This is a genomic window from Corynebacterium drakensteinense (assembly GCF_041224285.1).
GTDB lineage: Bacteria > Actinomycetota > Actinomycetes > Mycobacteriales > Mycobacteriaceae > Corynebacterium.
Genome location: NZ_JAXOFP010000008.1, coordinates 52,755 through 76,026 on the forward strand (window position 1 = coordinate 52,755; position 23,272 = coordinate 76,026).

Genomic DNA, 23,272 nt, shown 5'->3' on the forward strand with positions numbered 1-23,272 from the left:
GATTAAGCATTATCGACTAACCAGTCTTCCCAGGCCAGCGAGTCCAGCGGATCGGCGGGAACCAACTGCGGATCATCCGTGCGAAAGGTGCGCGTCTTGCCTGGGCCGGTCGCGCGAGTTTCAAAGCGCACAGAGACCACCCCATGCCCGCTGCCCTGAATCCAGCCGTGACCGAAGTCGGGATGAAATACGTCTTGGGTGGCGCGCCAGTGGCTGCCAGGCAGTTCGGGGGCGCCGGGTTGTTCTGCGATGTCTTCTCCCGCAGTTTCGCTGACGACGATATCCGCGCCAGGAATTCCAGTAACCATGGTGGGTTCTTCCATGCTCGCACCATCGCTGGAGCTTGCCGTCACGCGTCGCTGCGCGGCACGATCGAGCTCTGGAAACAATACGTCTTGTCGGGCGGTTTCGAGCCCGGAATAGCCCACACCAACCAGCCGTACCGGACCGGTTTCTGCTGGGTAGCGCACCACGGTTCCCGCGACCGCGCGCAGCGTTTCGGCATCGTCAGTAGCGTACGGCAGCGTGGCAGAGCGAGTTTCGGTACGAAAATCCGCCATCTTCAGCTTTACTGTGACGGTGCGTGCGCCGCGTCCGTCGGCAAGCAAGCGTTTGTGCGCGGATTCTGCGGCCCTCCCTACGGCTTCGTCCACCTGCGCGGCAGTGGTGAGATCTTTGGCGAAGGTCTGCTCCGCCGAATGCGATTTCGCCTCCGCTCGGGGCGCGACCGGGCGCTCGTCGATACCGCGCGCCAGGTGCCACAAGTCCATGCCGACGGTGCTGCCCAACGAGATTTTTACCTCCCGCTCGCTCATGTTTGCCAGGTCGCCGATCGTCGTCACGCCAATGGACTGCAACTTCGACGCAGTGACTGGCCCGACACCCCAGAGCTTGCCGACGGGCAGCGGGTGCAGAAAATCGAGTTCTTCGTCGACAGGAATGATCTTTGACCCATCGGGTTTCGCCTGGCCGGAGCCAATTTTCGCGAATTGTTTTCCAGAGCCTGCCCCGATCGACGACGGCAAACCGGTGATCTCTTTGATCTCTGCGCGCAGGTTATCCGCCCAGTTTTTGACCTCTTCCGCGGTGGCGCCGACGAGTTCGGCGGGTTCCATGAAAGCTTCGTCGATGGAGAGTTGTTCGACGAGATCAACTCGCTTGCGGATCAGCGCGAATACGCGCTTGCTGGCCGCGGAATACACGGCCTTGCGCGGTTGGATTTGTACCGCGCCAAAGCCGATGAGCTGCAACGCCCGGTAGGTGGGCATCGCGGACGACACCCCGAATTTGCGGGCTTCATAGGAAGCCCCGGCGACAACTCCCCTGCCGTTCATACCGCCGACGATGACGGGGCGGCCGCGCAGAGTGGGGCGGGTCAGCTGTTCGACGGAAGCGAAAAACGCGTCCATATCGATGTGAATGACCCAGCGTTGCATGCCTTCCAGTCTAGTGACGGTGCTCGAGTAACGGCTGATTGTGCGGGGGTTCTCCGCGCATGCGGAGGAATTCTTCGGGTAAGGCTTACAAAAAGCTACGCGGGGTGACTAACCAGCTCGTCTACCAGCCAGCGCGTAAGATACTAAAAAGTACAGTTAGCCGAGATAAAACAATCCATGCTCGTATTCCTTCGCCCGCAGCATGCTCTTTTGCACGATGCTGGCGAGTCGCGAGATGCTTGTAATCAGCAGCGTAGTCAGTGGTGAGAACTCATCATTTTTCAACGGCGCGAAGCAACCGATTCAGAAGAACCGGTGAGGTTCCTTAGCGTTAAAAGTTTGAAAACGCCGAAGCGATCGCTCAAAGTGAATCACACGGGTTTTGTGATCCCTAGCCGCTCCAGTTAGTGGCTACAGAATCTGCTGGACACCTCCTGCTCGGCTGCCAACAACACCCGCCGGGAACGCTTGGCAAAAAGAAGGTAATACTGGTGCGTCAGCCCATGAGCTCCGCGATATTCGGAAACATCTCTACAGATCGGAAAAGAGTAATAAAACCGTTTTCCGGAGTCATGGGAACCACAGGAGGTTGTTAATGCCGTGCATAGAACTATCGAGCAGCGAGAAAAATATCGTATCGATAATTGAGGAATGCGACATGGAAGAAAGAATCTTGATGGGGTCGTCCTCATAGAAGCGGTCTAGAATGCGTCTGGAAATACTGCAGCCCTAAAAACCGTTTCTCTATCAGGGAGAAGAAGTTTTCTTAAGAAAGGTGGTAAATTAGTGGATCACCTGCAATTGAGAAATATGATCATCTTTTCACTGATGTTTAGGAGCAGCAATGTCACTTTCGATATACGGAATCGAAGTAGAAGACGCCCTAGCTGATATGAACGATGAAATGATGCAGCTGTGGGAGAAGTTCCTTACAGATTATCTGAAAGAATACTCTAACCCTGATGACCTTGAGTACAATACTCTTGCTTACGCGGGCGAATTTGATCTGGCTCTTGAATACGCAATCTTGGGGCTTATCGATGAAAATATCATCATCAGTGAACGATGGCTTTCAGTGTTAGAGGCAGTGGTCTACCTGGATGATAGACAGAAAGCAGCATTCGCCGAATACGCCAAGCGCGTGCGTGCCTATCACGCAAAGACAAACGCTTAATTCGGAAACCCGGACCGATTACTCTTTCCCTGCATTCGAAGGCAATTCCAGGCGTAATAGCGGTTCACAGCAGCTCTTCTCCGCATCCGTGGAGCTTATTCTAAAGAATAATCAATAAAAGAATCCCCGGCCAAACCAGATGGCAAAGAATTCGCCCCCCCCTTCAGCAGAAAGCACCCATCATGGAAAAAATAATCACCATCACACTCGGTGTAGCGCTTATCTTCAGTAATGCCCTGCCTGCGCCTATTGAACTCACCCTCATACTCTACGCAGCTTTCGCTATGGCAGTAGGCTATGGCCTAAGAAACATACCGCGCCTATACAAAGAGTTGAAAGCCGTGTAACACACCGGCCATCATTCGCTTCTCCGCGCACGCGGGGTAATGCCAAGTTGCTGGCAGTAGAACACGTCAAGCATGTCTCTTCTCCACGAATGCGGAGAGCTAATACCTGTGCTTGTAGCCTCTCGAATGCCTCCTTGAGTGTCTCGACATGCCCTTGGGTCTCCGCAGAGCTGCTGCCACGGAATATTGAGACTTCAACGCCAAATTCGTGAGCACTCTGAACTCGCTTTTCCCACCCGGCGCGATAATGGGCCGGCATAGTGGTGAATCTTTCGGGTTAAGCGCTTGCCTTATCATGGTGTGCGCGCACGCGCTTGGCATATTCGGCAAACTGTTCACGATCCCAGGGGTCTAGATAAATCGCTACTTCGAGCACGTCAAGCCACTGTTCGCTGATTATGACGTCTTCGGCAATAAGCGCGTCAATGGCATATTCAAACGATAGGTCGAATTCTCCGCCGCTGTTAGTGTCAATCGCATCTGGCGTCTGAAATTCTTGTAGGTAATCGGTCAAGAACTCTTCCCACAATCTTCTTAACGCGCCATCGACGTCATCGGCTGCATCTTCAGCATTGATGCCATAAATCGATGGTGTCATGCCTGCTTCCTAACTTTAGAGAAAAACTCGTCGCGATTAAACGGGTTAGTGGGTTTAGCTAGTTTACCAATCCCGAACTTCCATCACCCCTTCACCCCGGACTGAATAGGCTGTCTTCAAAACAGCTTGTCCGTTTTCTAAAACCCACGCGACGTTTACGAGCACTCCATTAACTCCTTTCCGTACTGCACGCCTTTGCTTATCGCGAACACAATTTCCCCAAGTGATATACAGCATAACCAAATAAAGGTTGGCGAACCTGATAATGAATTACCTTGGGTACTATGAACTCTCGCCTGCTATTCCACACACCCCGCCTACGCAGCCGTGGTTTCTCCCGCCGCACCGCGTCGCTTTCGGCTGGCGTGCTCACGCTCGCCCTTGCAGCTAGCACGCTCGCTCCCGGCACTCCCGAGATCACCCCTCGCGCCCACGCCGCCACCCCAGTGATTCCGGACGACCTACCTATTTTCCCGAAAGTTACTGAAAACCCACAGGTATCCGTAACTTTCGAAGACGGTACCCCCGTCGAAGGCGCGACCGTCCACCGCGGCGACGTGCTACTGGTGCATGGCACCGGATTCTCCCCCGAAGCTAACCAAGGCGGCTTCCCCCTCCCTGTCCCACCGGGCGTACCCAATGGCCTCTACGCCTTATACGGAGCGTTCCCCTCACACTGGAAGCCCAGCGAGGGCGCAGATTCTTCCGCCCGTACCCACCCGCACGATCGCATGGCGTGGGTCATGCCAGAAGGCACTCTGGACAGTATTCCCGCCGGAGCCGTTGACATGCGCCGCTCTATCGCGCGGCAGGAGCAGCGAATGAATGCTGACGGTTCGTTTACCGCCCGCATCGTGGTGGATCCCCCCGAAACCACGCCTGGTGATAATTGGGGCGTGTATGTTTACCCTGGCGCAGGATCCATCAATGCGGCCGAGGAATTTTATATTCCCTTGAATTACTCGCCCGAACCTGGCCCAAACACCCCTGCACCACCCCAGCCTGATCTTCTTCTCGATGCCGACCTTGCCTTCCGTTTCGCAGAGATCACCAAGGGCGGGGTAAACGCCAAGAATGGAGCAACCAAGACCGATGCAAACCGCGTGACATTCACCCGAGATGCGGCCGCAGAAAACGGCGATGGTGTGCGCAAATACAAAGGCACCGTGATCACCACCGCACGATTTACCCTGACGGAAGTCGCGGTGGCCGATCCGTGGCTCATACCGCAACCAGACGGCGGCTTCCTGATTTCGGGGCTTGTCTCACGCTCTTACAATGTGGGTGCCGATGAAATGGTGCGGGTGCCACTGGGGCTGATCACTGCCGCCCAGGCCGCCGACCAGGTACGCGGCTAGCGTTGGGTTAGTTTTTCAGACAAAAACTTCTTCAGCTGCTCAACACCGTCGATTGCCAGTGGTGATGGCGGCTCAGCGAAAGCCAGCAGCATCGGCAGAATCTTGTCTTCTTTCACCGCTGTGATGGTTTCTGCGCCAGCCAGGCTGGTGACGCCTTCTTTCACGCCGCCCTGGTCGGAGTGCAGGCTCGGTGGTGGTTTCTGGATTCACAGTCCCACTCTGGCCGATACTCAAGTCCAGGTCTTCGGCCATGACCGATTCTTTCGACAGCTCCAGGTGGCCGGCAGCATGTGGCGGTGACTTGCTCCGGCACGGAGAGTTGTCCCAAAATGTCAGCCTTGTATTACAGGTTGCACCGGGCTATACGGTCAAGATTGGCCAGTTTTAGCCGAACAGGTTCGACGAACCCGAGCTTCCCAGCATCATCCCACCATTACCCGCACCTGGGCGCTGTGGTGGTTTCGGAGTCGCGCCAGGATTTTGGCCGGGATTGTTGTCCCCGCCTGGTTTAAGCTCCTCTCCTGGCGTTTTAGCCGCTTCGACCACCACTTTCTTGAATGTGTCCGGTTTACCAGCAATCCCTACCGTGATGGTTTCACCCGGCTGTAGACTATAGAGAGAAGGAATCGGGGACTCAAAGGAGACCAAATCATCCCCAGAACTTTCGTCGCGCGATGCTACGGCGGTCTGTTGATGGGCACGCGCGTCGAATAGGATCGCGACAGTTTGCGACTTACGTCCAGCCTCAAGTAAGACCTTGCCGGTGATCGCGGTGTCCCCAACTTTGACCGGGTTCACGACCACCTGATTAGCAGCATCATTGACCTGCTTTTGCGCGACCGCAGCAGGTTGAGCCTGCGCTCCAGTGGCTTGCGAAGCCACCGTTGGAATTGCAAGAGACAGCGAGATTACTGCTGCCGCAAATGCACGTTTGTTAAGCATGAGCTATTCCTTTCGGGAAATTACGGACAAAATTTAGAACTTGATATTGAACTGATCGAGGAAGACACACAACACCTGTAAGAACCCCGCTGCAGCTATCCCCTAGCTAATAAGCTTGACGACGTCTGCCACCAGCCGGGCTGCGCCACCGAGAACTGCGATTACCTCGAGCATCGCCCCGGGATTCGTTAGATCTCCCGTATGCTCCTGGAGACTTCATTCCCAGAGTTTTGCCAGCTTACGACGCTTTCCACAAGGCTGTGCACTCGGTTCAAGAAAAATACTCACATGCCGAGCTTATTGTCAAAAACATGCATTTAGCTGTAGTTTTCTATATAAAAATAACCTGTTAATCATTGGATTTTCATATGATTAACATGCGGGGGTGCTGACACACGAAAAATCCGGTGAGTCCGTAGCAGGCTCCCCGGTTCGTTAGGCAACGCTATATGGCACGAGAAAAGCTGCAAATCCTCTCTCGCGCTAGCAGTTAAAATTTGCTGTTGAACTGAGCGATGGTACCGATGCGGGATTTCCATCTCTTTGAGTACTAGCTGGCTGCACGGTCGCCACAACTTGACGTGACGGCTCACCCTCGGGCCCAATCTTTACCTTGTCACCGTCCTTTAAAACACGGAAATTAGGAGCCTTAATCAAAACTCTACGAGTTCAGGAACCTCAGAGGTACTTTTTGACTCAGTCGTGGTTTCTATATGAACCTGGTTCATCAATAACGCGGTAATTTTGACTGTTTCACCGGGGTTGCGTAGACCAATTCACCCGGTGATCGTTGTAGCTCCGGCCTTAATTGGGTCGACACTCGTTAACGAAGATTCGGAGCAAAACCGGAGCATTCCACTGGCAACCGTCTTCAGACCTAGCCGAACAGGTTCGACGAACCCGAACTTCCCAGCATCATGCCACCGTTGCCTCCACCTGGGCGCTGTGGTGGTTTCGGAGTCGCGCCAGGGTTTTGGGGTGGTTGCGGCACAACTCCCGGCTCGCCATTACCTGGCTTTTGACCTGGCTGATTGTCTCCATCTGGCTTCTGCCCAGGAGAATTTCCTGGCGCAGGCACCTGGGTATCTGGTGCGTTGGTGTCCCCCACAAACACCTGCTTGAACGTCTGCGGCTGCCCAGGCACACCGACGGTGATTGGCTCACCATCTTTCAAATTAAACAAGGTTGGAATTGGGTATTCGAAAGCGACAAGATCGTCGCCCAGCGCTGCCTCACGTGCGACGGTGACCGTCTCCTGGTGGTTACGTCGATCAAAACGAATAGCCACGTTGCGGCTCGATTCCCCTTTGCGCAAAAGGAGCTTGCCAGAAATTGTCTTATCACCAACGTTGATAGGGTTTACCACAACTTCAGACTGTGCGTTCGTCATAGTCGTGTTGTCAGTGGTTGCGGTAGCTGTCGAATCCTGAGCTTGTGCGACAGGTGCGATAGTTGGAATGACGATCGCGGCGGCCAAGACTCCGGCTGCCACCATGCGTGCTGTGATCATGAGGTTTTCCTTTCTGGAAAATAGAGGTGAAATTAGAATCGAATATTGAATTGGGAGAGGAATCCACGAAGCGGCTGCAGGAAGTCCAGCCCGTTTGTGCCCTGGAACAGAATCTTGCCGACGCCCGTGATCAACCCAATCACTCCGCCGATTGCGGCCAGCGTCTTAAACAGATCCCCAACGCTCGAGCTTCCCTGTACGCCGTCTTTGTCGATCCCTGGGTTCTTGGTATCTCCAGGTACCTTCGGGGTTGGAGTCTTGGGGTTCCCTGGTTTTTCAGGGGTCTTTTGCTCTGGGGTTTTCTGCTCAGGTTGCTTGTCTTCTGGTTTCTTCTCCGGTACTGGATTGTGCGGTGCCGGTGCTTCCGGGGCTGGAGAAGGCTTTGGTGCAGGGGTTTCTTCTTCTAATGAAGGCGCTGCATCGACGGTGACGTGTTTTTGCGACGATGTATCACCTTCAAATCCTACGATGATCACATCTCCCGCTTTCGGCACATATGGCCCAGGGATCTGGATAGTGAAATCAATGATCTCTGGCCGGTCCGTATGTTTGTTCGTAACCGTCGTCTGCCCTGACGTCGCCTGGGCCTCGAAAAAGGCAGAAACAGTGCGGGTTTGCCCAGGGGTGTGCAACCACGCTTGTCCTGTGACCGCGGTGTCACCAGCTTTCACGGGGTGCACGTAGATGTTGTCAAGACTCGTCCTCGCAGAGTCTCCTGCAGCACGATCGTCACTGGCTTGCGCGGGCTCGCCTGCCGAGGCATATGCATGCAGCAAACCGATATTGATTGCTTGATTCACGTAGCCGAGTTCTTCAGCGACTTTATTGAGATCATCAAGCGAAAGTGCCTTGACTTGTTCAGTGCTGAGTTTGCAGGCGCGACGCAAGTGCTCATCCAAGTGACCCTCAATATTGCGAGTATCGAAATCGCTGTCTCTTTGGAGCTGCGCACACCCCAGATGCGTGTCAGCAGCCTGAGCAGTAGGAGTCACCAAGGGAGCTGCGATCGAAACCGACAAAACTGCACTGGCAAGCACACGTTTATTAAGCATGCGGGGGTTACCTTTCAGGAAAACAATGAACCGTTCGGACTGCATCATCCTTGGCTAACTCTTTCACTGGCGTCGAAATGTCATTCTTAGGGTTTTGCCAGGTAGAAAGTTCTTCCAAAAGTCTCTGCGGTCGGTTGCAAAAAACTACTCAGCAAAAGATTTATTTGTCAAAAGCATTGATCTAGCTGCAGTTTTACCCCTAAAAAACAACCTGATAATCCTGGGAAAATCGCCCCCTTGACATGCGATAACACTGATATAACAAAACCGGCGCGCCCTTAATAAGGACACGCCGGTCAGTTAGGCCTCACCGATCCGAACCTTGCAAGACATGCTTTACGACGAACTCACGTGACGCCGCGACAGCTCATTAGAACTTAATGTTAAACTTCGCGAAGAAGTCACGAATCGGCTGCAGGAAGTTCGCACTGCCCGACCCCAGGGTCAAAAGCTTAACGACGCCAGAGATTAGTCCGGCCACACCACCGAGAGCTGCCAGGATTTTGAAAAGGTCGCCGACTGTGGAGCTGCCTTGCAGCATATCTTTATCGATCTCAGGCTTCTTTTCATTATCACCGGGTAATTTTGGATCCTTCGGGGTATTTTCTGGATCCTTTGGAGCTTCTGGTTTCTTGCCTGCGCCAGGATTTTCGCCTTCTGGCTTTTGCTCACCTTCTGGCTTAGATTCCTGCTGACCACCTTCTGGCTTAGGCTTTTCGTCTTCCGGCTTCGGCTGGTCATCTTCAGGTTTCTGCCCTGATTCTGGTTTCGAATCCTGCTGGCCATTGTCCGGTTTTTGGTCGGCCTCTGGCTTTGAGTTGCCCTCGCCTGGAGCTGGCGTATTCGGTGCCGGGTTCGGCATAGGCAGAGGCTGCGGCGCAGGTGTTTGCTGCTCGGCTGAATCCGATGCTAAAACGGTAATCACCTGCTGCTTTGTTGGCTCACCCTCAGGACCAATTCGGATTTGATCACCAGCCATCGGCAAATGCGTACTCGGGATCATGATCACAAACTCAACAAGTTCAGGCACATCAGAACTACTCTTTGATACCGAGGTGCTAAGCAAATGCACTTGCCGCATAAGCAGCGCGCTAATTGTCACCGTTTCCTCAGGCGCCTGCAGCCCAACTCGGCCAGTAATCTTCGTCGCCCCCTCTTTCACAGGGTCGATTTGCAGAACAAACAGCTGCGACTGTTGAGATTCCCCTGCTTGCATCGTGCCGTTCTGCGCATGGGCAGCCGGGGATACAACAGGAGCAATGAGGGAGGCGGAGACAATAGCAGCCGCAACCACACGCTTATTAAGCATTCGAGAAACCTTTCAGGACAGACCAGTAGAAATTGAGATGAACGATCCCGACGCCTAAAACAAATAATTTTTATTACACCGCTAGCGAACCCCAAGCAGTAGCACATTGAATTAGGATTCATTTACGTACCATTCAATCCTAAAACAAAGTAAGCCACAATCCTTGTTTGCGGTCAAGCACAATGGTCAAATATTCAGCTTAAAAGCTGCATTAGGCCAAGTACATGACTTTTGTGATAACGCTCGTCACACGAAATTCCATGTACACGGCCCTAACGTCAGCAACTACCCGCCGTGGTTACTAGGAAGCAGACTTCACTGTGACCGACTGAATCTCTGCAGGGCTTCCAACTGGGCCAATCTTGACCTGATCTCCTACCCGTAAATTCAATGATTCCGGCACGGCAATTTCGAAGGCCACTACTCCTGCTGCATCTGCCTCAGACTTACTGACAATAACTTCACCGAATAGCGAGCGTGGGAAAAAGGCTGCAATCTTCTGCTCCGAAACACCCTCGGGCAGTTTCACTTTCCCGGTTATTGCCTGAGCTCCAACGACGATATCGTCGACAAGAATCTGCGTCTGCTGCGCTTGTGCACCATTATCTGCGCTATCCGCGCTACCTTCCTCGCCACCTGAGCCTTCCGCTTCAACCAGCAACATAGCACCACCGTTACGAATGCGCTGTGGTGTCGGCGCTCCCTCCCCCGTGTACACAAACACCTGATGATGCTCCCGTAGCTGTAGACCTTCCGGAACCGGGATTTCGAATTTCACAGTTTCCGCCTTTCCCGGGTTTTTCTTCTTCGCAGTAACCGTGACAAAGTTACGACCTGGAAGCGCTGCGCTAACTTTCTGCTCGTCCTGATCTGCTTGGAGATACACCGTACCGGTCACGGTCCGGGCTCCAGCTTTGATGCGGTCTACGCTCACACCGGTCTGGTTGTCACGATCATGGTCGCCAGCTCCTCCACCGTTTCCTGACTTATCAGTGTTTTGGTCAATGGTCCTGGCTGCGGCTCGCACTAAAGCCGGGTTGAATCCTTCCTTGGAGATACCTAGTTCTTCAATAACTTGAGTGAGTTCGGAATCCGACAATTGAGAAATCTCAGCGACCGCTAACCCACACGAAACTTTCAAATGCTTGGCGACGACAATCGAAGAGGTTCCCCGAAAGCCAGCGTCTTCAGCCACTGTCTTGTCGCAACCGAGGTGTTTCGGCGCTGTTGTCGCTTGCGCTACCGAGCTAGCACCGGGAATGACGATAGACAGAGACAAAACGGCAGCAGCTACGGCACGTTTATTGATCATGATTGGCACCTTTCAAGGCAATACAACGGAATTGGGCTGATCATTCGTGAACAGATGCCGTAGGTATTCGCCTGGGCGCTTACATTCCTAGGATTCTGCCAGCCGGTTATTTCATCCAAGCACTTGAATGATCGATTGCAGAAACTTAGTGCGCAGTTTATTTGGTTGTCAAAAACACCTATCTAGCTGTAGTTTTCTATATAAAAATATTCTGGCAATCCTGTCCTTTTATAGGAAGCCAACACGGAACCTGCTGGCAACAAAACGGGGTAATAGACAAAACCGGGGCCCTCACAAATCGAGGTGCCCCGGTCGAATTACACGGTCGCTGACAAACGGCAGTGACCGCCTTTGGCTTACGCTACTGCGCTGATTCTTAGATGTGTATGTTGAACTGCGCCAAGAATTCACGGATTGGCTGCAAGAATGGGACGCCACCCAAGTTCTGGTTTACCAAATGCGCGACGCCAGCTACCAACGCAGCCAAGCCACCCAAACCAGCAAAAGCGGCAATCGCTTTGCCAGCATCCGAGCTGCCCTTGGAAGACAGATCGTTACCTGGTTTCTTCTTGTCTTCGTCGTCGTTGTTACCTTGGCCGTTGTCAGCTACGTCAGCTGGCTTCACAACAATGTTCTGCCCAGTTCCCTCACCGGTTTGTGGGTTGACCGTGTTCGGTACAGGAGTAACGAAGACTTCGTCGCCAGCCTTCAGCTCAACACCTTTTGGCACTGCGATCTTGAAGTCGACCGTGGCATCCTCAGCCGGTGCCTCTACGGCGATCTTTTCAACTGCACCACCTGGGAAAGTAGCAGCAAACTCGTAGTTCTTCTCGCTTGGGTATAGGCGAACCGTTCCGGTGACCTCTTTGTCACCGGCTTTGATGTCATTCACCTGAGGTGCAACGGTAAGCTGCTCGGCTTCAACCTCAGTGTTTTGGCTAGCGGCTTCCTTCTCATCTCTCTCGGCGGCATCTTTCGCGGCACCACTCACTTCCGCTTTATTAATGCCATTGATCTTTTCTTCAGAAAGCGGTTTGCCATCTTTGTCCTTGAGTTCTTGAGCGACCTTCTTCAGCTCAGCAACACTCAATTCCGAAATCTGGCCAGCAGACAAACCACAGTTTTTACGCAAGTGCTGTGCAACAACGATCGAAGCAGTACCATCAAAATCCAGCTTCGTCTGGAATGCCTGCTCACATCCCAGGTGCTCAGCAGCCTGTGCAACCGGTGCGACAGTAGGAACAACGAGAGATACAGACAACGCGGCAGCGGCAAAAACACGCTTGTTGAAGTTCATAAAGAAACCTTCCGAAACAAAAAACCAAGAACACTAGGACTGGTTATCCTTGAGAGCAAACCCCTTCTACAGCCCAATAAGCTGCAGAAACGCACTGGCACGCAACACAATGCGCTAAGTTTGTTCCAATGAAATTTCCAGCCTGCGCTCAGGCTATCCCCCCCCCTAGACGAAAGTCAATATTTTATAACGAAACTTCGAACCACCCACCCCCCATCTGTCGACCTGCAGGCAGCAAGCGCACGACCCGTCCCCGCAGGGCCCGCAACTTCAAACCCCTGCTGCGGGCTACCGGTTATCCGGCTAGCTATTAGCCCTCGTAGGTTTTGTAGTCGATATAGCCGCGCTCACCGCCGACGTAGAAGGTGGACTCATCTGGCTGATTCAACTCCAGACCTTCTTCCCACCGGCGAACCAAATCTGGGTTCGCAATAAGCTGCCGACCGACCACGACGGCATCCACATGCTCCAGTTCCAGCTCACGCTCTGCGTCTTCTTTTGTGGTGACGCTGCCAAAACCGTCGTTCATCAGCACCTTGGTTACACCGTTGGCGCGGGCCTTGTTCGCCAAAGCAGAAATCAGCTCACCTTCTGGCTCCGCATGCAAAAAGGACACATACGCCAGGTTCAATGGAGCGATCGCATCCAAAAGACCGCCATACGTGGCGACCATGTCAGCCTCGTCGTCTTCCACAATTCCCTGCACCACGTGCGCAGGTGAGAAACGAACGCCTACGCGGTCGGCACCAATTTCATCAACCACGGCACGGATAACCATCTCTGGCAGGCGCCACCGGTTTTCTGGGCTGCCACCAAATTCGTCGTCACGCTGGTTGGCATTCGGAGCCATGAACTCGTGCAACAGGTATCCGTTGGCATTGTGGATCTCGACACCGTCAACGCCCGCGTCGATAGCCCGGCGCGCAGCGGCACGGAATTCTTCGACGATGCGTGGGAGTTCTTCAGCCTCCAACGCACGTGGGATCGGTGCGTCCATCTTGCCGGAAAAACCACGGACGTCACCGCCCCAATCCAGCGCACTTGGAGCTTCTGGCTGGGCGCTGTCGATAAGATCCGGATGGCTCGTGCGTCCACCGTGCATGATCTGCATGAACAAAACGCCGTCAGCTGCGTGCACCTCATTGGCCACTTCGCGCCAACCGGCTGCCTGCTCATCATCGACGATGCCGGCCTGGCCCGGGAACGCGCGATTCGTCCACGCAGGGAAAGTCCCCTCCGTGACCACGAGACCGGCGCTGGCTCGCTGGGAATAGTACTTCTTGTGCAGTTCACTCGGCACACCGCTGTGGCCTGCCCGCTGACGGGTCAACGGCGCCATGGTCACGCGGTTTTTCAGGGTGTAACGACCAAGTTCCAAAGGACTAAATAAAGTTGCCATGACAACTACAACAGCATGCATCATAGCTTTATTCCAATCCGCTCGACGCACCCTTTCACCTGATAATGTTTAGTCATGAAACCTCCGGGCCTGATTTGTGACCTCGACCAAGTAGACACCAACGCCGCCGACATGGTCTCGCGCGCTCATGGCACACCAATCCGCTTGGCTTCGAAATCCATCCGCATCCCGGAACTCATGCGCTACGTGCTAGACAAACCAGGGTTTTCCGGCATCCTCGCCTATAGCCTCGCCGAGGCCATCGACCTGGTCCGCGACGGCATCAGCGACGACATCCTGGTCGCCTATCCCAGCACCGACCGTGCGGCATTCGCTGCTTTAGGTGCCGACGAATCTTTGCGTCGCGCGATCACCATCATGGTGGATTGCCTAGAGCACCTCGATTTCTTGCCTGCACGCTTCACCGGCACCCTGCCCTTTCGGGTCTGCCTCGACGTCGATGCCTCGTACAAGCCATTGCCCGGTATTCACATTGGCACGCGGCGCTCACCGATCTACCGACCGAAGCAGGCAGCGCGCGTCGCCAAGCAGATTCGCGCCCACCCGAACACCGAACTCGTCGGCATCATGATGTACGAAGGCCACATCGCCGGTGTGCCGGATTCATCGTGGCCGGTCAAGATTATGAAGCGCCGAGCCCGCCGCGCCCTGGCACGACGACGCGCGCGGGTAGTGAAAGCAGTAAGCGCTGGTGGTCAGCTGGAATTTGTCAATGGCGGCGGCACGGGTTCGCTGGAATCAACCTGTGCAGAAGATGCGGTAACGGAAGCCGGGGCAGGTTCGGGCATTGTCATGCCGACCTTATTTGACGATTACGACTGTCTACGCGATTCTCCGGCCGCCCCGGCCCTGTGGTTTGCGGTTCCGGTGGTGCGCAAACCGGCGAAAAATATCATCACTGTGGCTGGTGGTGGGCGCATCGCATCGGGGCCGGCCAACCCGAATCGGCTGCCACAACCACCGGCCGGATTGCGCTACCTGGGCACCGAGGGCGCCGGCGAGGTACAAACTCCACTCAAAGGGCGCAGTGCCAAAGATTACGAGCTTGGCGACGCCGTGCGCTTCCGCCACGCCAAAGCCGGCGAGGGTGCCGAACACGCAGAGCTTGTCACCATCATTCGTGGCGGCGACGTCGTCGACCACTGGCCCACATACCGCGGATTAGGACGGTGTTACCTATGAGTTCCCCACACAATTCTCAGAGCAGTCACCAATCGAAGGGCCAACAATCGAAGGATCACCAATCGAAGGAGTATCGGTGGACGAACTGGTCCGGGACGCAAACCGCCCACGCTGCGTTGTACCAACCTGAAAGTGCTGACGAACTCGCCGCGATCATCCACCGCAGTGCGCAAAGTGGCCTCCCGCTGCGCCCGCTTGGAGCAGGCCACTCGTTTAGTGCGCTGGCAACCACGGACGGTAACGGCGGTGCCCACATTCAGCTAGATAACCTGCGGGGGCTGATCAACTGTACGGAGACTACAGCAACGTTCCATGCTGGCACGCGTTTGCACGATATCCCGGGGTTGCTAGCACCGCATGGGAAAGCGCTGGCGAACCAAGGTGATGTCGATCCGCAGTCACTGGCCGGTGCGGTTTCTACCGGCACGCACGGCACCGGCACTGGGTTTACTGGTTTCGCGGGCATGGTGCGCAGCTTCCGGATCATCACCGCCGACGGCACCATCCACGACTGCCACGCAAAAGCCCCCGGTGCCGCCGGTGAACTCTTCCGCTTGTCGCGACTGGGCTTGGGGGCTTTCGGCGTTATCACCGAGATCGAGCTGGATGTCGTCGACAAGTTCTGTATTTACGCGCAGCATTCCGCCGAGGACTTTGCACACATCGCCGCAGAGTTTCCCGAGCGTTCGCGAGCCACCGATCACCTGGAATTCTTCTGGTTTCCGGGCACAAAGAAGGTGTTGCTCAAAGAGCACAAGCGATTGCCAGATGTCGGCTATCGCAGCCGGGGGAACTTCGGGCGCTGGTTTTCCCGGGAGGTCATCGACAACACTGCCCTGCACGCCATGTGTGAAATCGGGCGCATGCAGCCGAAGTGGGTGCCGCAATTAAACCGCATTGCCTCGGCGACCTTTGGTTCGCGAAGCTGGGTGGAACAAGCACACAAGGTGTTCGTGAGTTCCCGGCGGGTGCGTTTTACCGAGATGGAATACGCCATCGCCCTCGACGATGCTCCCGCGGTGTTGGCAGAGATCGCCGCCCACATCGACCCGCAGGTGAGTTTTCCCATCGAGGTACGTGCCACTGCAGCCGACGACGTCGCCCTGTCCACCGCGTACCAACGCGAGTCGTGCTATATCGCGATTCACCGCTACCACCGTGAGCCTTACCAGGAATTTTTCGCCTCGCTGGAACCGATCCTGCGCGAGGCCGGTGGCCGCCCACACTGGGGCAAGTTGCACACCTTAGGCGCACCGGAGTTGCGTGAGCGCTACCCGCTTTTCGACGACGTCGCCAGCCTGCGCACACAACTAGACCCCGACGGCGTGTTCTTGAACGATCACTTGCGCGCGGTTTTCGGAGCCTAGCGTGTAGCTAGCTGCGTGCGCGTTTGCTAGTGCGCCAATGCCACCGCGACGCTGACTCCATCGAGCACTCGGTAGACATTGTCGCCATCCTGCGGCGCAGTGACTACCTGCAGGTCGGTGGCCAAAACCTCGCCCGCGATGTGCTCGCGGTGGCGGTTGGCCCACTCTTCCTTGTCTGCCGGAACCGACAGCGTGGCGGTAATGCGGTCGCTGACTGCGAAATCAGCAGCCTTACGCGCATCTTGGATACCGCGGATTACGTCGGCAGCCCAGCCCTTGGCTTCGAGCTCCTCGGTCACCGTCATATCCAACACCACCAGGCCTTCGCGGCCGGTGATCTGCGCGGTGGAATCCGGGTCCGCAGCAACCAGGCGCTCGGTGTATTCGCCTTCGCGCAGCTCGACACCGTCGGCAAGCACAAGCTCACCGGAGCGCTCGTAGTTACCGGCCTTCACGGCCTTGATCGCGCGCTGCACATCCTTACCCAGGCGTGGACCAGCCACCTTCGCGTTAACGACGACCTCGAAACGGCCGACCGCATCCACGTCGTCAGTCAGCTCTACCTCATTGACGTTGACCTCATCACGGATGATGTCGGCGAAATCTGCTAGCTGCGCCGAATCCGGCATCGCCACCAGGAGCTTCGGCAACGGCAAGCGGTTACGCAGCTTATTGGCCTTGCGCACAGACGACGCCGCCGAGCACACCGCGCGGGTGTAGTCCATGGCGTGCACCAGCTCGTCGTCGGCAGGCAAATCGCTGGCGGCCGGGAAATCAGCCAGGTGCACAGAACGCTCGCCGGTCAGCCCGCGGTAGATCACCTCGGCGACATGCGGCAACAGCGGCGCGACGGTGCGGGAGACGATCTCCAAAACCGTATACAAGGTATTAAAGGCCTCCGGGTTGGCCTCGTCGCCCTCCCAGAAACGATCACGCGAACGGCGCACATACCAGTTGGTCAGCGCATCCGCGTACACGCGCACGGCCTCGGTGGCGTCGGCGATATTGGTATTCGCCAACGCGGTATCGACGGCATCGACCAGATCGTGAGTCTTAGCCAAGATGTAGCGATCACGCACATCCTGCGAGTCCACCGACCACTGCGCCGGCTTGCTGGAATACAGCTGCAGGAAGGTATACGCGTTCCAGATCGGCAAGATCGCCTGGCGCACGCCATCGCGGATACCTTGCTCGGTGACAATCAAGTTGCCGCCGCGCAGGATCGGGCTGGACATCAAGAACCAGCGCATCGCATCCGAGCCGTCGCGGTCGAAGACCTCGTTGACGTCCGGGTAGTTACCCTTGGACTTCGACATCTTCAGCCCGTCGTCGCCCAGCACGATGCCGTGGGCAACCACCTTCTTGAATGCCGGGCGGTCAAACAACGCCGTAGACAGCACGTGCAGCAGGTAGAACCAACCGCGGGTCTGGCCGGAGTATTCGACGATGAAATCCGCCGGGTTGTGCGACTCAAACCATTCCTTGTTCTCGAATGGGTAGTGCTTTTGCGCAAACGGCATGGAGCCGGATTCGAACCAGCAGTCCAGCACGTCTGGCACGCGACGCATGGTGGACTTGCCGGTTGGATCATCCGGGTTCGGGCGAGTCAGCTCATCGATGTCTGGGCGGTGTAGCGATTCTGGGCGCACTCCGAAATCGCGCTCAAGCTCATCGAGCGAGCCGTAGACGTCGATGCGTGGGTATTCCTCGTTATCAGAAATCCACACCGGGATTGGTGCACCCCAGTAACGCGAACGCGAGATATTCCAGTCACGGGCACCTTCCAGCCACTTGCCGAATTGGCCATCGCGGATGTGCTCCGGGATCCACTCGATCTCGTTGTGGTTGAGTTCCACCATACGTTCGCGGATCTTGGTCACAGCGACGAACCAAGCCGGCATCGCGCGGTAGATCAGCGGCTGGCCGGAGCGCCAGGAGTGTGGGTAAGAGTGGACGATGACCTGGTGGCGCAGCACGCGGCCGGTCTGCTTGAGGTCACGGATGATGTTCTTGTTCGCATCAAAGACCAGCTGGCCCTGGTAATCCGGCACATCCGCGGTGAACTCGCCGTCGGCATCCACCGGGATAACCAGCTCAACGTCGGCTTCCTGGCAGGTGAGCATATCGTCTTCACCAAAAGCCGGTGCCTGGTGGACGACACCAGTACCACCGTCGGTGGTGACGTAGTCTGCCTGCAAGATTTGGTAGGCGTTTTTCAGGTCCGGGAAATAACCGAAGATCGGCGCGTATGTAAAGCCCACCAGATCCGCGCCCGGCAGGGTCAGCACAACCTCGTGTTCTTTGCCCAATTCCTTGGCATACGCGCCGCGGAGCTCGTCGGCAAGCAACAACAGCTTGCCCGCGAAACCATCCGCGCCATCTTCGCCAACGCGAACCACGGCGTAGGTGACCTTCGGGTTCACCGCCAGAGCCGCGTTCGACGGCAGCGTCCACGGCGTCGTCGTCCAGGCTACGGCTTCGACGTCGTTAAAGATCGGGTTTTCTGCCAGCGTCTTTTCCGCTGCAGAACCAGCACGGGTGCCAGTCAGCGGGAACGAGACCGTCAGCGAAGGATCCTGGCGTTCCTTATAGGAATCATCCAGGCGCGTCTCCTGGTTCGACAAGGAGGTGTGCTCAGCCCAGGAATACGGCAGCACACGGAAGCCCTGGTAGATCAGGCCCTTGTCATACAACTCCTTGAACGCCCACATGACCGATTCCATGAACTCGATGTCCATGGTCTTGTAGCCGTTTTCAAAATCCACCCAGCGTGCCTGGCGGTTGACGTAAGCTTCCCACTCGTCGGCGTATTTCAGCACCGAAGTAGCGCAAACCTCGTTGAATTTCTCCAGGCCCATCTCTTCGATCTCGTGGCGCTGGTTGATGCCGAGCTGCTTTTCGGCCTCAAGCTCAGCAGGCAGGCCGTGGCAATCCCACCCGAACACGCGGGGGACGTAGTTACCGGCCATGGTGCGGTAACGCGGAACGATGTCTTTGACGTAGCCGGTGAGCAGGTGGCCATAGTGCGGCAGGCCGTTCGCGAACGGCGGGCCGTCATAAAAGATGTATTCTGGCGCGTCTTTGCGCTGATCCAAAGAAGCCTGGAAGGTCTGATCGTTATCCCAATATTCTTGGACGATCGCTTCCATCGCCGGAAAGTTGTTGGTGCCGTCGGTCATATCGACCTTCGGGTACACACCACCCACAGCCTGATTATCGGCTGGCTTCGCTGGGCTGGCGTTATCTGCTTTCTGCTTATCTGCAGCCACGGTTAGTCTCCTTCACACACGAATTTTCGTGATGCAGGGACGCTATGTCAGCGCGGTACCACCCTGCTTGGAGCCAAACCGTGCGCGAGCACGCGGCCTGGTTCCCACTTCGTTGTGGTGAAGGTTTTCACCTTGTAGCCCGGTTCTAATGAGCTTGTCGACGCCTCCAGCTCATGCGAGTAGATAAAGCTACTAGCCACAGCAACTGCGGACGGCCGACATGCCGTTCTTCCGGAAAGCTCCCCGGTGATGGCCGGATCATCGCAACGTCACCGTAGTTTACTAGCAAATGCCTACAAAAACTATTTGCTGACTATTTGCTGTGCTGTCAACGGCAGGTGCGGCTTATTTCTTACGGACCGCATCGACAATGAGCAACACCAATGCCACCCCGGCGCTGCCAAAAAGCGCGATTAACCACGCGGTGGCGCCCGTCGCCAAGAACAGCACGAGGGCCAGGAAGGCAATGAAGGCCAATACCAACACGGTGAGCATCATGTTTTCCCTGCACGCGTCCTTCCTGCTTGCTAAGCATAACCTGTGTGATTTTTTTAGCAATAGTTTTATTATGCCACCGGCGGGGTGATGTGGCACGGTTAGATCACACGTGAGTCATTATAGAGTTTTCCATTACTCCAGCCGTTTTGCAGAAACGGTTAGCGTAGTCGGATAATTTTTGACAGACCCCATTGTTGTGTCACCGCATCTCTGTGTCACTGTCACTGCGTCACAAAGGACAATTCCCATGAAAATCGCATTATTTGCTACCTGCATCGTCGACGCGATGTACCCACGGGTGGCTCTGGCGACGGCAAACATCCTCGAAAGGCTTGGCCACGAGGTCATCTTCCCCGAAGGCCAGGCCTGCTGTTCACAGATGCACGTCAACAGCGGCTACCTGAAAGACGCCCTGCCGGTGGTGCGCAACCACGTCAAGGCTTTCAGCTCCGCAGACTACGATGTCGCCGTCGCCCCATCCGGTTCGTGCGTGGCCTCGCTGCGCCACCAGCAACCCATGGTCGCCCGCAAAAATGGTGACCCGAAACTCGCCGAACGCGCCAGTGATATCGCCGGATACACCTACGAGCTGGCACAATTCCTGCGGGATGTCGAAGGCATCACCAATGCTGGAGAACAGCTCGGCTCTTATTTCCCACACACGGTGACCTACCACCCGTCCTGCCACGGCATGCGTTTGCTGCGCCTAGGCTCGCGCCAGCCAGATTTGCTGGAGACTGTGGCTGGCATCGACCTAGTAGAGCTGCCGGACAAAGAAGAATGCTGCGGTTTCGGTGGCACGTTCTCCATCAAAGACCCCGGCGTTTCCGGCGCGATGGGTGAGCAGAAAGTGCGCAATATCGAATCCACCGGTGCCGAAATGTGCACCGGCGGCGACGCATCCTGCCTGATGCACCTCGGCGGCATCTTGCACCGCAAGGGCTCTCCGACCCGCACACTACACCTGGCAGAAATTTTGGCTTCCACCCACGAAAACCCGTGGAACCCAGAGACCGCCGACGAACTTTCCATCCCGCAGGAGGCGAAATAATGAGCACCGTGGCTTTGGGCATGCCTGCCTACGGGCAAGGCAACATCAACCTCTCGACCCCCTTCCCCGCTTCTGCCAAACACCAGATGCAGAACACGCAGATGCGGAAAAACATCCACCACGCCACGCACGCGATTCGCGCGAAGCGCAACAACGTCGTCGGCGAGGTCCCAGACTGGGAGCAGCTGCGCAACGCCGGTTCGGCGATCAAATCCAACGTCATGGCCAACTTGCCGGACCTGCTGGAGCAGTTCGCCACCAACTTCGAGGCCGCCGGTGGCCACGTGCACTGGGCACGTGATGCGAAGGAAGCCAACAAGATCGTCACCGAGCTGATCCGCGAGACCGGCGAGACGGAAGTCAACAAGATCAAGTCGATGGCGACCCAGGAAATCGGCCTGGACGATTACCTGGAAGAGCGCGGCATCACCGCCACCGAAACCGACTTGGCCGAACTGATCGTGCAGCTCGGCGAGGATAAACCCTCCCACATTCTGGTTCCGGCGATCCACCGCAACCGCGACGAGATCCGCGAGATCTTCAAAGACAAGATGCCCGAAGCCGGCGATGACCTGACCTCCGAGCCCGCCGTGCTCGCCGAGGCTGCCCGCCGACACCTGCGCAAGCGCTTCTTGTCGCGCAAGGTCGCGGTCTCTGGAGCAAACTTTGGCGTCGCCGATACCGGTACGCTGTCGGTCGTCGAATCCGAGGGCAACGGCCGCATGTGCCTGAGCCTGCCGGAAACGCTGATCACCGTGATGGGCATCGAAAAGCTCATCCCGACGTTTTCTGACCTCGAGGTTTTCCTGCAGCTACTGCCGCGCTCGTCCACCGGAGAGCGCATGAACCCCTACACCTCGCTGTGGACGGGTTCTTTCGACGGCGATGGCCCGCAAAACGTGCACGTGGTGCTGTTGGATAACGGCCGTTCCGCGGTGCTTGACGACGAAGACGGCCGCTCCGCGCTGCACTGCATCCGCTGCTCGGCATGTTTGAACGTTTGCCCGGTCTACGAGCAAGCCGGCGGCCACTCCTATGGTTCGGTCTACCCGGGCCCGATCGGTGCGATTCTTTCACCACAGCTGACTGGCATCACCTCGGAGCAAAACGCCACCCTGCCGTTTGCCTCATCATTGTGCAACGCCTGTTACGACGTCTGCCCGGTCAAGATCAACATCCCGGACATTCTGGTGCACCTGCGTTCCAAGGCTGTCGACGAGCAATCCGGCCCATCACAGATGGCTGCGCTGATGAAAGCCGCCAGCTTCGTCATGGGCTCTGGCCAGGTAATGAAACTCGTCGAACGCGGATTACCGCTCAGTCGCATCGTCGCCGGCCGCTCCGGATCGATTGGCTGGTTGCCGGGCATCGCGGGTGGCTGGACCTCGCAGCGCGATATTCCGAAGCCGCCAAAGCAGGCCTTCCGCCACTGGTGGGCGAAAAACCGCGGCAACACAACGGAGGCGGATTCCTAATGGATCAGAAATATCAGTACGACGACGCGAAAACCGAGATCTTTGCGCGTTTGCGTAATTCGCTCAGCGACCACCCCACCCCACCACCGGTGCCGCGGGAATACCGCCGGGTGGGCGAACGCGAAGGTGCGGAAGTCGTCGAGGTGCTTATCGACCGACTGATCGATTACAAGGCCAACGTCTACCGCGAAGATATGTCCTCGCTGCCCGAGCGCATCGCGGAGCTGCTGGAAGATCGCACCTGCGTTATCCCTTCCGGCCTGCCGGAAAACTGGCTGCCAGATCGCGACTTCATCGTCGATACCGAAGAACAACCGCTAACCATCGATGACCTCGATTCCATCGCTGCGGTGCTCACCGGTTCTACCGTCTCCTGCGCCGATACGGGCACCATTTTCTTATCCGCACGCCCCGATGAGGGCCGTCGTGCGATCACCTTGGTGCCGGATCACCATGTGTGCGTGGTCTTCGAAAAAGACGTCGTCGATTTGGTGCCGCAGGCCCTGGAAGCGATCGAAGGCACCCGGCCGATCACCATGATCTCTGGCCCGTCGGCCACCTCCGATATTGAGTTGGAACGCGTGGAAGGTGTACACGGGCCGCGTCGCCTGGACATCATCATCGTTGCTGAGTAGTTGCCGAGTAGTTGCCACGCAACTATTAGCCGCTTCACAG

Annotated in this window: 19 protein-coding genes; 7 read left to right on the forward strand and 12 right to left on the reverse strand. The window is 56.3% G+C overall.

Annotation, left to right across the window (positions count from 1 at the left end; translation table 11 throughout):
• Positions 1–2: 2 nt before the first annotated feature.
• Positions 3–1,436, reverse strand: coding sequence for a DNA polymerase IV (locus U1140_RS06130; RefSeq protein ID WP_369846656.1), 1,434 nt, complete (start codon positions 1,434–1,436; stop codon positions 3–5).
• Between the two features lie 844 nt (positions 1,437–2,280).
• On the opposite strand from U1140_RS06130, the gene U1140_RS06135 reads away from it, so the two are divergent.
• Complete coding sequence (locus U1140_RS06135) at positions 2,281–2,610, forward strand: hypothetical protein (protein ID WP_369846657.1); 330 nt, start codon at positions 2,281–2,283, stop codon at positions 2,608–2,610.
• Positions 2,611–3,234: 624 nt separating this feature from the next.
• Here U1140_RS06135 and U1140_RS06140 read toward each other — a convergent pair.
• On the reverse strand, positions 3,235–3,555 hold the full coding sequence (locus U1140_RS06140; protein ID WP_369846658.1) for a hypothetical protein: 321 nt from the start codon (positions 3,553–3,555) through the stop codon (positions 3,235–3,237).
• A 284-nt stretch (positions 3,556–3,839) separates the two neighbouring features.
• Between U1140_RS06140 and U1140_RS06145 the strand changes: the two genes are divergently transcribed.
• A complete protein-coding gene (locus U1140_RS06145) occupies positions 3,840–4,913 on the forward strand; it encodes an HtaA protein (RefSeq protein WP_369846659.1) in 1,074 nt (357 codons plus the stop codon).
• Here U1140_RS06145 and U1140_RS06150 read toward each other — a convergent pair.
• The 8 genes from U1140_RS06150 to U1140_RS06185 form a co-directional block, all read right to left on the reverse strand.
• Positions 4,910–5,077: a hypothetical protein gene (locus U1140_RS06150; RefSeq protein WP_369846660.1), complete on the reverse strand. Its 168-nt coding sequence runs from the start codon at positions 5,075–5,077 to the stop codon at positions 4,910–4,912. The genes U1140_RS06145 and U1140_RS06150 overlap by 4 nt on opposite strands.
• A 220-nt stretch (positions 5,078–5,297) precedes the next feature.
• Positions 5,298–5,855 (reverse strand): hypothetical protein, encoded by a 558-nt coding sequence (locus tag U1140_RS06155; RefSeq protein WP_369846661.1) that lies wholly within the window; start codon positions 5,853–5,855, stop codon positions 5,298–5,300.
• Between the two features lie 877 nt (positions 5,856–6,732).
• Positions 6,733–7,365 carry a hypothetical protein gene (locus U1140_RS06160; protein ID WP_369846662.1) on the reverse strand — a complete coding sequence of 211 codons (633 nt, stop codon included), beginning with the start codon at positions 7,363–7,365 and terminating at the stop codon, positions 6,733–6,735.
• A 32-nt stretch (positions 7,366–7,397) separates the two neighbouring features.
• Entirely contained in the window at positions 7,398–8,417 is a 1,020-nt protein-coding gene (locus U1140_RS06165; protein ID WP_369846663.1) for a hypothetical protein, read from the reverse strand.
• 370 nt (positions 8,418–8,787) lie between these two features.
• Positions 8,788–9,726, reverse strand: coding sequence for a hypothetical protein (locus U1140_RS06170; protein ID WP_369846664.1), 939 nt, complete (start codon positions 9,724–9,726; stop codon positions 8,788–8,790).
• Positions 9,727–10,027: 301 nt separating this feature from the next.
• Positions 10,028–11,038, reverse strand: a complete 1,011-nt coding sequence (locus tag U1140_RS06175; RefSeq protein ID WP_369846665.1) for a hypothetical protein — start codon at positions 11,036–11,038, stop codon at positions 10,028–10,030.
• A 376-nt stretch (positions 11,039–11,414) separates the two neighbouring features.
• Positions 11,415–12,335 (reverse strand): hypothetical protein, encoded by a 921-nt coding sequence (locus U1140_RS06180; RefSeq protein WP_369846666.1) that lies wholly within the window; start codon positions 12,333–12,335, stop codon positions 11,415–11,417.
• 310 nt (positions 12,336–12,645) lie between these two features.
• Positions 12,646–13,734 carry an alkene reductase gene (locus U1140_RS06185; protein WP_369846708.1) on the reverse strand — a complete coding sequence of 363 codons (1,089 nt, stop codon included), beginning with the start codon at positions 13,732–13,734 and terminating at the stop codon, positions 12,646–12,648.
• 75 nt (positions 13,735–13,809) lie between these two features.
• Between U1140_RS06185 and U1140_RS06190 the strand changes: the two genes are divergently transcribed.
• The gene (locus U1140_RS06190) at positions 13,810–14,937 is read left to right on the forward strand and encodes an alanine racemase (protein ID WP_369846667.1); all 1,128 of its coding nucleotides are present in this window, start codon (positions 13,810–13,812) and stop codon (positions 14,935–14,937) included.
• Positions 14,934–16,304: a D-arabinono-1,4-lactone oxidase gene (locus U1140_RS06195; RefSeq protein WP_369846668.1), complete on the forward strand. Its 1,371-nt coding sequence runs from the start codon at positions 14,934–14,936 to the stop codon at positions 16,302–16,304. The genes U1140_RS06190 and U1140_RS06195 overlap by 4 nt, the downstream gene beginning before the upstream one ends.
• A gap of 26 nt (positions 16,305–16,330) precedes the next feature.
• Here the strand turns inward: U1140_RS06195 and ileS are convergent, their stop codons facing one another.
• Together ileS and U1140_RS06205 are read right to left on the reverse strand one after the other, a co-directional pair.
• Positions 16,331–19,483: an isoleucine--tRNA ligase gene (ileS, locus tag U1140_RS06200; protein ID WP_369846709.1), complete on the reverse strand. Its 3,153-nt coding sequence runs from the start codon at positions 19,481–19,483 to the stop codon at positions 16,331–16,333.
• A 435-nt stretch (positions 19,484–19,918) separates the two neighbouring features.
• The gene (locus tag U1140_RS06205; RefSeq protein WP_369846669.1) at positions 19,919–20,071 is read right to left on the reverse strand and encodes a hypothetical protein; all 153 of its coding nucleotides are present in this window, start codon (positions 20,069–20,071) and stop codon (positions 19,919–19,921) included.
• A gap of 247 nt (positions 20,072–20,318) precedes the next feature.
• Between U1140_RS06205 and U1140_RS06210 the strand changes: the two genes are divergently transcribed.
• From U1140_RS06210 to U1140_RS06220, 3 genes are read left to right on the forward strand one after another with little or no spacing between them, the layout of a single operon-like run.
• A complete protein-coding gene (locus U1140_RS06210; protein WP_369846670.1) occupies positions 20,319–21,122 on the forward strand; it encodes a (Fe-S)-binding protein in 804 nt (267 codons plus the stop codon).
• Positions 21,122–22,597, forward strand: coding sequence for a LutB/LldF family L-lactate oxidation iron-sulfur protein (locus U1140_RS06215; RefSeq protein WP_369846671.1), 1,476 nt, complete (start codon positions 21,122–21,124; stop codon positions 22,595–22,597). Before U1140_RS06210 ends, U1140_RS06215 begins: the two co-directional genes overlap by 1 nt.
• On the forward strand, positions 22,597–23,232 hold the full coding sequence (locus tag U1140_RS06220) for a LutC/YkgG family protein (RefSeq protein ID WP_369846672.1): 636 nt from the start codon (positions 22,597–22,599) through the stop codon (positions 23,230–23,232). The genes U1140_RS06215 and U1140_RS06220 overlap by 1 nt, the downstream gene beginning before the upstream one ends.
• The last annotated feature ends 40 nt before the right edge of the window (positions 23,233–23,272 follow it).